The sequence below is a fragment of the Trinickia sp. genome (assembly GCF_051961175.1).
In the GTDB taxonomy this organism is placed as follows: domain Bacteria; phylum Pseudomonadota; class Gammaproteobacteria; order Burkholderiales; family Burkholderiaceae; genus Trinickia.
This window is the reverse complement of sequence record NZ_JBQCDN010000043.1, coordinates 1-10074: the sequence shown is the minus strand read 5'-3', so window position 1 is coordinate 10074 and position 10074 is coordinate 1. Positions and strand designations below refer to the sequence as shown.

The following is a 10074-nucleotide window of genomic DNA, read 5'->3' as shown; positions in this document are numbered from 1 at the left end:
TTGGCGGCGTCGGCGGCCGAATATCCGATCGGCAAGCCCCAGGTGCAGGGCGGCATGGAAATCGGCGCGGTGTATTTGCAGCCGATCACGATGGATCCGGAAGGGATGATGCATAAGGCATCGGATTCCGACGTCCACCTCGAAGCGGACATCCACGCCGTCAAGAACAATCCCACGGGCTTTGCCGAAGGCGATTGGATGCCCTATCTGCAGGTGCATTACGAACTGAAGAAGGTTGGCGGGACGCAGTCGATAAAAGGCGATCTGATGCCGATGGTGGCGAGCGACGGCCCGCACTATGGCGACAACGTGAAGCTGTTCGGCCCGGGCAAGTATCACTTGACGCTCGTCGTCGAGCCGCCGATGCAAATGGGCCACATGGCGTTTGGGCGCCACGTGGATAAAGAAACGGGTGTCGGCCCGTGGTTCAAGCCGATCACGCTGCAATACGATTTCCCGTTCGCCGGCATCGGCAAGAAGGGCGGCTACTAAGCGCGGCTCGGCATAGGAGAGCAACAGCATGAAATTGGGTTCGAAGGCCGCGCTGGCCGCTTTGTTCGCTGTGATGGCCACGGGTATGGCAGTCACAGCGCAGGCCGATGACGCAGTAACGGTCAAGCTCGAAATGGCCGACGGCAAGCTCACGCCCGCACGGATCGAAGTGCCGGCGGGCAAGCGCATCCGGATCGAAGTGCACAACGCCGGCAAGGGCGCCGCCGAGTTCGAAAGCGTCGAGCTGCGCAAGGAAAAGGTGCTCGCGCCAGGCGCCGATTCGGTCGTCGTCATCGCTCCCCAAACGCCGGGCGAATACAAGTTTTTCGACGACTTCCATCAATCGGCGCGCGGCGTCATTGTCGTCAAGTAGGGCGTTTCGTTTTATGCCTGGCGGTGGAACGCCGGGCGTTCGGAGAGTATGGGATGGGCCAGGTATTGTTCGTCGTGTGGCGCGAAAGCGTCGAGGCTCTGCTCGTCGTGGGCATTCTTTACGCGTGGCTGAGCAATGGCGACGCCGACGCCCGGCGCGCCCTGCCGTATCTGTGGGCGGGCGTCGGTGTTGGGCTGCTGGCGGCCGTCGGGCTCGGCGCGGCGCTGGTGGGCTTTACCGAAGTGCTTTCCGGCGATGCCGCCGATTACTTCCAGACGGGCATGGTGCTGGTTGCCTGTGTGCTGATTGTCCAGATGGTCCTGTGGATGAAGCGGCACGGACGCACGCTCAAACGCGATATGGAGCGCTCGCTGCAGGAGCGGACGCGCGATGGCAACGCCTGGGGCATCGCCGTTCTCGTCGCGCTGGCGATCGCACGCGAGGGGAGCGAGACGGTCATCTTCCTGTACGGGCTCGGCTTCGGGCAGTCGGGCCATGTGAGTCACGGCGACATCCTCTCGATCGTGCTCGGGCTCGGTCTGGCCTTCCTCACGTTCTATATCCTGCAACTCGGCGGCCGGATCTTCTCGTGGCGGCGGTTCTTCCGTGTCACTGAGGTCATGCTGCTGTTGCTCGGCGCGGGCCTTTTGCAGACGGGCGTCGATAAACTGATCGACAAAGAAATCCTGCCGCTCGGCATCTCGCAGGTCTGGAACACTGCTGCGCTGCTCGACGATTCGAGCACCGTCGGTTCCTTGGTGGCCGCATTGACGGGCTATCGCGCACACCCGGCGCTCACCAATATCGTGGCCTATGCGCTGTACTGGCTCGTCGTCGGCTGGCTCGCGCGGCGTGCCGGCCGTGCGCCGGCGCAGGCAGCCGGGCGCACCGCATGAGTTCGCCCGCGATTTCCGCCGCCGGCGCCGGGCGGCTCGCCCGTGTCGGCGCCTGGATGCAGCGCAACGGTGCGGCGATTCGCGCAATTCAGTGGGTGGTCGTCGCGGTCTATGCGTTTCTCATCATCGTGCCGGTTTGCCTGCCGCTGCCCGATGAAAGCGCGCATCTTTGGACCAATCTGACGCTGGCCGCCCAGTTCGTGTTTTGGGGCATTTGGTGGCCGTTCGTGCTGCTTTCGATGGTGCTGCTCGGGCGAGTCTGGTGCGGCGTCCTGTGTCCCGAAGGCGCGCTTGCGGAATTCGCCAGCCGCCATGGGCGAGGGCGTGCCATTCCGCGCTGGATGCGCTGGGGCGGCTGGCCGTTCGTTGCATTCGGCCTGACCACCATCTATGGCCAAATGGTCAGCGTCTATCAGTATCCGCGCGCGGTGCTGCTGGTGCTGGGCGGATCGACGTTGGCCGCCATGGTGATCGGCTTCCTGTATGGCCGCGACAAGCGCGTCTGGTGCCGTTACTTGTGTCCCGTCAATGGCGTGTTTTCGCTGTTGTCGCGGCTTGCACCGTTCCACTATCGCGTGGACGAGGCGGCGTGGCGGCGCTCGTACACGGCGGGCGAACGGGGTCATCGCGTCATTCCGATCAACTGTGCGCCGCTCGTTCCTTTGAGAAACATGAAGGGCGCGGCATCGTGCCATATGTGCGGTCGCTGCAGCGGCCACCGCGACGCCATCGATTTGACGTGGCGTTCGCCTTCGCAAGAAGTGGTCTCGTTGGGGCGTGATGCGGCCAACGGCTGGGACACTGCACTCATCCTCTACGGCCTGCTGGGCGTTGCGATCGGCGCGTTTCATTGGACGGCGAGCCCGTGGTTCGTCGAAATCAAACAGTTCCTCGCCGCTTGGCTTATCGATCATGACGTCACGTGGATGCTCGATACCAATGCGCCGTGGTACCTCTTTACGCATTACCCCGATCAAAACGATGTCTTCTCTTGGCTCGACGGCACATTGCTCATCGGCTACATCCTCGCTACGGCGTTGGTGTACGGCACGGCGCTGCTTGTGCTGGTCGCGGCAGGCACCCGCGTGCTCGGACGATTCGACCGCGCGCGCCTGCACCATCTGACGCAGTCGCTGATTCCTGTCGCGGGTGCCGGGGTGTTCTTGGGGTTATCGGCCACGACGTTGTCGCTGCTTCGGGCCGAGCACGTGCCGCTCGATTGGGCGTCCACTGTCCGCATCGGTGTACTGGCGATTGCTAACGCATGGAGTGCGTGGCTGGCGTGGCGCGTCACCGGTCAATACACGCTGCGCGTGACTTCGCGAGCGGGTGCGATGGTCTGCTTCGTCGCCGCACTGGCGGTAGCGGATAGCGCGTGGTGGCTGATGTTCTGGGGCTTTGCGCGGATAGCGGCTTAAGAAGGCGGCGTAAGAAGGCGACGCAAGAGAGCGACGCAAGAGAGCGGCGCAAGAGAGCGGCGCAAGAGAGCGGCGCAGATCGATCACGGGTTCGGGGCGAAGCGGAAGGGAGAGGCAGTTACGCCTGCGCGACCCAGTGTGCGAAGCGCCTTTCGGCGTTCAAGAAGATTTCAGACGCAGAAGCAGATCGGTCAAAAAAGCGGCATGGCTGGCTGCAACGTCGCAGAAGAGGGGGCACGAAGGGGTCTAGACTCGCGTGCTTGACGTTGCGCTGGCTACTGCCTAACACCTCTCATGGAGGTGGTCCCCACAATACACGGTGCTTACTTCGTCAGGATCAGCTTTCCCAGACGAGTGGCGCGCAACTGATATCGCTCGCCGTTGTGTGCGATGAAAATGTGACTACGCCCTTGCAATAAGTGATCGCTTGAGAGCGTGCGCTCGCTCGCGACGTCGCCGCTTTCCGGTTGGGCAGCGGCCCGGCTGGTCACCCGCGCAGCCGCTGCTACGGGTGCTGCTTCTTTCGAACGGGAGCGCGCGAGAGGACTCATGGACGTTCTCAATGTAAGCGTGGACTGGCGCGTGGGTTCACTCATGCTTGGAGCATCGGTTATTCGATTCGATGAGACAAAGTATAAATGAGAATCATTATCGATTGTAAAAAACAAATTCATTGAGATGGGGCAGTGATAGGGCGCGACCATCGCGAGCCGACAGTCGTCCGCTGCGGTCAACTGCGTGGGATGGGGGCGCGTTGCATTGCTTGGCGCGATCGCGTGCGGGCGGCAGGATGCGCCCGCCGTCGCGCTGCTCAATGAAGGGAGGAGGGCTGCTTCGGATTGCGTGCGTACTCGCGAATGAGGCGCACGGTGTCGATGTCGGCTTCCCGGTAGGCCGATTTGACGATCTCGCTGGTCTGGCGGGCGTCTTCGGTATCCGGCGTGGGCAACGTCGTTGCGTACTCGAAACGCAGAAACAGCTGCAGTGCGTCGGGTTGCTCGATCGTCATGGTCAGCGAGCCGCCGACATGCGCCTCGGTGGCGAGGATGTCGTAGCGCACGCTTTCCTGCGGGAGCAGCGTCACGCGATCGCGGACCGTCGCATGACCGTAGTGCAGTTCGCGTTCCAACGTGTCGCTCGTTCGCGAGACGATCGTACAACTATCGAGGCCCAGCACAAAAAGCTGCGGTTGCTCGGCGCGCAACACGAGCCCTTCCCATAGCTGGTCTCGTGTCAGTGTCTCCGCGAGCGGGTTCAGCGGATCGTTGACTTGGACGAGATGTTCGAAATTCAAGGGCGTTCCTTCGTCTTCAAAAGCGGCGGTCGAGTACTTTACGCTTCGTCGGGCGTCGCCGGCAAGGTGGCGACGAGCCCCGTGTTGATCCCGATCGGCCGCGTCAATATCTTATGTACGGGACAGGCGTTCGCGACCTGCAATAGCCGTTCGCGCTGCTCGTCGGTCAGCTCGCCATGCAAGACGATCTTGCGATCGATCGTCGAGCCTTGATCGCCCGTGTTCATCGAAAGCGACACTTGGACGCCCTCGAGCGGCCAGCCCTTACGTTGCGCGTACATTCTCAACGTGATGGAGGTGCATGCACCCAATCCCGAGAGCAAAAGCGATACCGGGGTGGGGGCGCGGTCGCCGCCACCGAGCGACACCGGTTCATCCGCGTGCCAAAGGTGATGAGCGCCATCGTCGAAGGTGACTTGATAGTTGGTCGTACCGATGTTTGCCGTGACAACGCGCTCGCTCATGCTTTCCCTCCCGGTTAGGATGCCGCCCGGCCCGCGCGCGGGTCAGGATCGGGCGCGGTGCGGGTCATGGGCGGTCGAACGGGTATTGTGACGCAATTTGCTGGCGTTCGCGCTCGACGCGATCTCGGTGTGATTGCCCCTGTGAACGCGTGAGGCGATCGCTTCGCGCGTTCGGTGGCCGGGCGGCTTCAATGAGCATTCAATGAGCGATTTCGCCCATCCGGCCCGCTTGATAGTCGACGATCGCTTGCCTGATTTCGTCTTCCGTATTCATGACGAACGGGCCGTGCCGTACGACTGGCTCGTTCAACGGCGCCCCGCCGATCAATAGAACGTCGAGCGGCTCGTCGCCGGCGGCGAGTGTTACCGCATCGCCGTCATCGCGAAAGATCACCATGCGCTGCGCGCCGATTTCGCGCTGTTCGTCGCCGTATCGTCCCGTTCCACTCAACGCGTACGCGAAGACGCGAAAGGCGGGGGGCACCGGCTGAACGATCGACGCGCCCGGTTCGAGCGTAAAGTGCTGGTAGAGAATCGGCGTGCGGGTTTCGATTGCAGCCTTTACGCCCAGTGCTTCACCCGCAATAACTTTGACTCGCACCTTGCCGTCGCTCGTTGCGGCGGTCGGAATGCGCTCGGATGGAATCTCTTGATAGCGCGGCGCAATCATCTTGTCGCGGCTGGGGAGGTTCACCCATAGCTGAAGCCCGTGCACGCGGCCGCCGGCCTGCGTGAAGGCGGGATCGGGCATTTCGCTGTGGACGACGCCCGCCCCGGCCGTCATCCATTGCACATCGCCGGGACGCAGCACGCCCGAATGGCCGGCGGAATCCTTGTGCGCGAAGCTGCCTTCCAGCATATAGGTGACTGTTTCGAAGCCGCGATGAGGGTGATCGGGCGCGCCCTTGGCTTGTCCCGGGGCATAATCGACAGGACCCATTTCGTCGAGCAGCAAAAAGGGATCGAAGTCCATTAACATCCGTGTCGGGAATGGCCGGTGAACGACAAAACCGCCGCCCTCTACCGTGCGGACCGCTGTAATGGTGTGGCGGATCGTGCGAGACGTAGTCATAGAAAAAGTACCTCGGAAGGGACGCATCTGCGTGGCAGGTGCGCCGCATGTGCATGTGAGGCTTATTATATGGACGGGCCCGCGCCCCTTTTAGTCCAGCTAAAAGCAATGGATTGTCCTACCGTTGGAACGATGAGATGCAACTCGATTCACAGAATCTGAATGACTTGATGTACTTCGCGCAGGTGGTCGAACACGGTGGCTTTTCCGCTGCGGAGCGCGTGCTCGGCGTGTCGAAATCGCGGCTGTCACGGCGGGTGGCCGAACTCGAAGCCTCGCTAGGCGTGCGGCTCCTGCAGCGATCCACGCGCAAGCTCTCGTTGACCGAAGCCGGCGAGCGCTTCTTTCGGCATTGCCAGGTGATGCTTTCCGAAGCGCAGGCCGCCATGAACGCGGTGCAGGAATTGCGCACCTCACCGCGCGGGACGGTGCGTGTGAGCGTGCCGGTGACGGTTTCGCAGACGATCCTTTCGAACATCCTGTCCGACTTCCTGCTGCGCTACCCTGAGGTGCGGGTTTCCATTCGTGTGACCAATCGCGTGGTCGATCTCTATGAAGATGCGGTTGATGTCGCGCTTCGCGTCCGCTCCGACCCGCCCGACAATGCAAATATCGTCGTGCGTCCGCTGTGGCGCACCCAGCAGATGCTCGTCGGCGCGCCGAGCCTGCTCAGCCAAAATGCGCCGCCTCTGACGCCGGCCGATCTCGAACGCTTCCAGACACTCGATACGCCCAGCGGCGATGGCCGCCACGTCTTTCATCTGATCGCACCCGATGGCCGGCGGCACATGCACGAGCACGAGCCGCGGCTGGTGACGGCCGATTTGTCGACGATACGGGAAGCCGTGCTCGATGGGGTAGGCATCGCCGCGTTGCCCGAGATGATGTATGGAGCGGCGTTGCGCGCGGGGCAACTATCGCCGGTGATGCCAGGCTGGACGCTGCCGACGCCGCAGCTGTTCGCTGTCTTTGTATCGCGGCAAGGCATGGTGCCGGCCGTGCGCGCGTTCGTCGATTTTCTCGTGGAGAAGCTCGATGAGTCGACCCACACAATGGCCCAGTGTCCGACACGCGAACAGTTCAAGGCAGCTCAGCTGGCAAGCATGGCGGCGCCTGCGGCGGTGGCCGATCCCGCACGTTGATCCGGATTGATCCGCATCGAACCACGCTCGTCGGCATTGACCTCCGAGCGGCAGCTTTCGTGTGCGGCGAATCGCTTTTTGCCATTCAAGCCTCCGCACCGATCGGTAGTTTCAATGGCGGCGGTCTTGAAGCGCCGTGCGCTGCGGCCTATAGTAAAGTGCCATTCGCGTTGGGGCGTCCAATGCGAAACCAGACGGCTGCTCTTATAGCAAGCCGGATAGGGCTGACAGCGTGGTCCGTGTTAGGCACGGCGATCGCATGCGGTGCTCGGGCCAGTCCGATGGCATGCGAGCCCGCCGCCCGAAGGCGCCGCGTGCGCTCAAAAAAGGCCCTCATCACCCGATGAGGGCCTTTTACATTCAAGGCGTCGATTAGCCCGGCCGGAAGCCGAGCGGTCGGCCGGCCAACCGCCGCGGCCGTTGTGGCGTGATCGCCGCTCGACGATGGCTAACGCTTACGCGGTTCTGTCACGAACCCGATTTGCGTAAGCCCGCTCTCTTGGGCTGCCGACATCACTTCGGCAACACGCTCGTAGGCTACCTTGCGATCGGCTCGCAAACGCAACTGGGGCTGCGGATGTGTGCGCGCCGCATGCTCCAGCGCTGCATGCAACCCCGCGTCGTCGACGTTCGCACCGTCCCAAACGAGGGAACCGTCGGCCCGTACCGCCACTTCGATATGGGCGGGCTTGATGTCTTGCGCTTGGCTGCCGACGTGCGGCAGATCGAGCTTGATGGCATGTTCGATCGCCGGTATCGCGATCAGAAAAACGATCAGGAGTACCAACATCACGTCGATCAACGGCGTCATGTTGATTTCGCCCATCAACCCCTCGTCGGCGTCGTCCTCACATAGCGGCATGGCCATGGTTTGCTCTCCGCCGGTCAGCTCGCGCGCGCGGCGACGCGCAACGTCGGACTCGCGGACGGCGCCACGCGCGCACCGGTGACGAAGTAGCCGTGCAGACTATGCGCGAACCGGCGCAGGCTGCCCACGATGGCACGATTGGAGCGCGTGAGTGCGTTGTAACCGAGTACTGCGGGCACCGCGACGACAAGACCGAAAGCCGTCATGATCAGTGCTTCGCCGATCGGGCCCGCAATGCGGTCGATCGAGGCTTGTCCGCTTTCGCCGATGGCGATGAGTGCGTGATAGATGCCCCAAACGGTGCCGAACAATCCGACGAACGGCGCCGTACCGCCGATCGATGCAAGTACGGCGAGCCCCCGTTGCATACGCGCGATGCCGTCGTCCATCGAATCTTTCAGGCATCGCGTGATCCAGTCCGATACGTCGAGCCGATCGTGCAGATGCGGACGCGTGCGTTGATGATGGTCTGCCGCTTCCTGGCCCGACAAAGCGAGCGCGAGAAACGGATTGCGCTCGCGTGCGGGCAGCGCATGTGCCAGGGAATCGATGCCGGCTGTGAAATCGTCCGAGTGCCAGAACTCGCGTTCGGCGTTTTTCGTCAGCCGTCCAAGACGGACGATGTTCCATCCTTTGACGACGATCACCGTCCACGAAAGTATCGACATCGTGAGCAGCGTGAGCGCGATGGCGCGTGTCACGAGATCGCCTTGAGCCCAAGCGTGGGCCAGACCGTAGCTTTGCATGTGTACGTCCTCTTCTTCTAGCAGATGTAACGAAGGTCAGTCGGCAGTGGTCAGTCGTCGTCGAGCCCGAACGTGAACGCCTGCACATACGACGCCCGGATGGGGGCGCCGTTTTCCACATAGGGTTGGCACGTGCTTTCGCGCAGCGCCTGCACGGCCGCGTCGTCCAGACGCGCAAAGCCGCTGCTCTTGACGAGCGTGACCGTATCGATGGCGCCTGTGGTGCCGATGACGAAACGCACCGTGGCCGTGCCTGTTTCGTCGCGGCGTTTCGATAATTCCGGATACGCCGGTTTGACGATGCGGCAATCGGCATGATCGACGTGTTTCGGCGCTGCGATCGCGATGGTTTCGCGTGAGCCTGGGGTACCGGATGCGCCGGGTGCGGCTGCCGGCGGATTCACCGCAGCCGCTGCTTGCGGCGCGACGCTAGATGGGTTTGCGGCTGACGGGCTCGTTTGAGCCGGTGCTTGTACTGGAGCGGGGCCAGGGCCGGCCGAATGCGGGGTAACGGGTGCGGGAGTGCCGGACTGCACGCGCTGCTGCGCGACGCGTTGAGGCGCTGCACTCACGCGTGGCCGATCGGGTTCAGGCCGAGCGCGTGCGGGCGTTGGCTCGGGGCGCGATTGCGGGGCGGCAGCGGCGCTATCAGCCTGTGAACGTAGCAGTTGAGCGACGATCGCAGTGGACTGCACGGCGCGTGGGGCGGGCGTACGGTTGGCCGTGACGAAGATCGCAAGGAGCACCACGTGCGCGAGCGCGACGCAAACGAAAGCGGGGATAAGACGCGAACGCAGCATGCCGGCGAGTGCTGCCGGCGCAGTGCCGGCCAAAGCGAGAGGGGAGGCTTGCATCTTATCGCGGACCTGATACGACGCTGCCCACACGGGGAGCGGCAAGATGCCGCTTCATGCGCGACAGATGAAAAAGGAGATGCACAGCGTTGCAACGAAACCGATGAGCAATACCATCTCGAGCTCCTGGAGCGATACGAGCGGCTGCTGGCTGTAGCGAACTGGCGTGCCGACGAAAAAGGGTAGAGCGGAGGAGAACGAAGGCTTACGCGGCCTTCCGCTCGTAAAACGTGATGTGCACCGGCTGCGACGGGACCTGCCGTTCGACGCCGCACTGGCTTTCGCAGATGCCGCACTGCGCCATGACCTCGCGCACCGACTCTTCGCATTTGCCGCAACACGTGGCAACGCCGAGTTCGAACTGTAATTCATCGAACGTGTCCGCGCCTTCCGCGATGGCAGCGCGAATTTTGCGGTCGGAGACGGACTTGCACACGCAGACGATCATGACTGAA

At 62.8% G+C, this 10074-nt stretch carries 13 protein-coding genes; 5 read left to right on the top strand and 8 right to left on the bottom strand.

Going from position 1 to position 10074, the window contains the following annotated elements; all coding sequences use genetic code 11:
• The 4 genes from ACTHL0_RS02555 to ACTHL0_RS02540 form a co-directional block, all read left to right on the top strand.
• On the top strand, nucleotides 1–492 hold a 492-nt coding region (locus tag ACTHL0_RS02555), incomplete at its 5' end, for an iron transporter (protein ID WP_440565016.1).
• 28 nt (nucleotides 493–520) lie between these two features.
• Complete coding sequence (locus ACTHL0_RS02550) at nucleotides 521–865, top strand: cupredoxin domain-containing protein (RefSeq protein ID WP_440565015.1); 345 nt, start codon at nucleotides 521–523, stop codon at nucleotides 863–865.
• A gap of 53 nt (nucleotides 866–918) precedes the next feature.
• Nucleotides 919–1761: an FTR1 family iron permease gene (locus ACTHL0_RS02545; RefSeq protein WP_440565013.1), complete on the top strand. Its 843-nt coding sequence runs from the start codon at nucleotides 919–921 to the stop codon at nucleotides 1759–1761.
• Complete coding sequence (locus ACTHL0_RS02540) at nucleotides 1758–3179, top strand: 4Fe-4S binding protein (protein WP_440565012.1); 1422 nt, start codon at nucleotides 1758–1760, stop codon at nucleotides 3177–3179. The genes ACTHL0_RS02545 and ACTHL0_RS02540 overlap by 4 nt, the downstream gene beginning before the upstream one ends.
• Before the next feature lie 323 nt (nucleotides 3180–3502).
• On the opposite strand, the gene hemP is transcribed toward ACTHL0_RS02540, so the two are convergent.
• From hemP to ACTHL0_RS02520, 4 genes are all read right to left on the bottom strand, one after another.
• A complete protein-coding gene (gene hemP / locus ACTHL0_RS02535) occupies nucleotides 3503–3775 on the bottom strand; it encodes a hemin uptake protein HemP (RefSeq protein WP_440565011.1) in 273 nt (90 codons plus the stop codon).
• Nucleotides 3776–3990: 215 nt separating this feature from the next.
• Entirely contained in the window at nucleotides 3991–4473 is a 483-nt protein-coding gene (locus tag ACTHL0_RS02530; protein ID WP_440565010.1) for an SRPBCC family protein, read from the bottom strand.
• A gap of 38 nt (nucleotides 4474–4511) precedes the next feature.
• Nucleotides 4512–4937: an OsmC family protein gene (locus ACTHL0_RS02525; protein ID WP_440565009.1), complete on the bottom strand. Its 426-nt coding sequence runs from the start codon at nucleotides 4935–4937 to the stop codon at nucleotides 4512–4514.
• A gap of 199 nt (nucleotides 4938–5136) precedes the next feature.
• On the bottom strand, nucleotides 5137–6009 hold the full coding sequence (locus ACTHL0_RS02520) for a pirin family protein (RefSeq protein WP_440565008.1): 873 nt from the start codon (nucleotides 6007–6009) through the stop codon (nucleotides 5137–5139).
• Between the two features lie 137 nt (nucleotides 6010–6146).
• Between ACTHL0_RS02520 and ACTHL0_RS02515 the strand changes: the two genes are divergently transcribed.
• Complete coding sequence (locus tag ACTHL0_RS02515) at nucleotides 6147–7151, top strand: LysR family transcriptional regulator (RefSeq protein WP_440565007.1); 1005 nt, start codon at nucleotides 6147–6149, stop codon at nucleotides 7149–7151.
• Nucleotides 7152–7599: 448 nt separating this feature from the next.
• Here ACTHL0_RS02515 and ACTHL0_RS02510 read toward each other — a convergent pair whose 3' ends face one another.
• The 4 genes from ACTHL0_RS02510 to ACTHL0_RS02495 all read right to left on the bottom strand — a co-directional run bounded on the left by ACTHL0_RS02510 (nucleotide 7600) and on the right by ACTHL0_RS02495 (nucleotide 10067).
• Entirely contained in the window at nucleotides 7600–8019 is a 420-nt protein-coding gene (locus tag ACTHL0_RS02510) for an ExbD/TolR family protein (protein ID WP_440565006.1), read from the bottom strand.
• A 17-nt stretch (nucleotides 8020–8036) separates the two neighbouring features.
• The gene (locus tag ACTHL0_RS02505; protein ID WP_440565005.1) at nucleotides 8037–8765 is read right to left on the bottom strand and encodes a MotA/TolQ/ExbB proton channel family protein; all 729 of its coding nucleotides are present in this window, start codon (nucleotides 8763–8765) and stop codon (nucleotides 8037–8039) included.
• Nucleotides 8766–8815: 50 nt separating this feature from the next.
• The gene (locus ACTHL0_RS02500) at nucleotides 8816–9619 is read right to left on the bottom strand and encodes an energy transducer TonB (protein ID WP_440565004.1); all 804 of its coding nucleotides are present in this window, start codon (nucleotides 9617–9619) and stop codon (nucleotides 8816–8818) included.
• A 205-nt stretch (nucleotides 9620–9824) separates the two neighbouring features.
• The gene (locus tag ACTHL0_RS02495; RefSeq protein ID WP_440565017.1) at nucleotides 9825–10067 is read right to left on the bottom strand and encodes a (2Fe-2S)-binding protein; all 243 of its coding nucleotides are present in this window, start codon (nucleotides 10065–10067) and stop codon (nucleotides 9825–9827) included.
• Between the last annotated feature and the right edge of the window lie 7 nt (nucleotides 10068–10074).

Coding starts and splice junctions, on each gene's coding strand:
- ACTHL0_RS02505 (WP_440565005.1), bottom strand. CDS start 8,765: ATGCAAAGCTACGGTCTGGCCCACGCTTGGGCTCAAGGCGATCTCGTG.
- ACTHL0_RS02540 (WP_440565012.1), top strand. CDS start 1,758: ATGAGTTCGCCCGCGATTTCCGCCGCCGGCGCCGGGCGGCTCGCCCGT.
- hemP (WP_440565011.1), bottom strand. CDS start 3,775: ATGAGTGAACCCACGCGCCAGTCCACGCTTACATTGAGAACGTCCATG.
- ACTHL0_RS02500 (WP_440565004.1), bottom strand. CDS start 9,619: ATGCAAGCCTCCCCTCTCGCTTTGGCCGGCACTGCGCCGGCAGCACTC.
- ACTHL0_RS02510 (WP_440565006.1), bottom strand. CDS start 8,019: ATGGCCATGCCGCTATGTGAGGACGACGCCGACGAGGGGTTGATGGGC.
- ACTHL0_RS02495 (WP_440565017.1), bottom strand. CDS start 10,067: ATGATCGTCTGCGTGTGCAAGTCCGTCTCCGACCGCAAAATTCGCGCT.
- ACTHL0_RS02545 (WP_440565013.1), top strand. CDS start 919: ATGGGCCAGGTATTGTTCGTCGTGTGGCGCGAAAGCGTCGAGGCTCTG.
- ACTHL0_RS02520 (WP_440565008.1), bottom strand. CDS start 6,009: ATGACTACGTCTCGCACGATCCGCCACACCATTACAGCGGTCCGCACG.
- ACTHL0_RS02550 (WP_440565015.1), top strand. CDS start 521: ATGAAATTGGGTTCGAAGGCCGCGCTGGCCGCTTTGTTCGCTGTGATG.
- ACTHL0_RS02525 (WP_440565009.1), bottom strand. CDS start 4,937: ATGAGCGAGCGCGTTGTCACGGCAAACATCGGTACGACCAACTATCAA.
- ACTHL0_RS02515 (WP_440565007.1), top strand. CDS start 6,147: ATGCAACTCGATTCACAGAATCTGAATGACTTGATGTACTTCGCGCAG.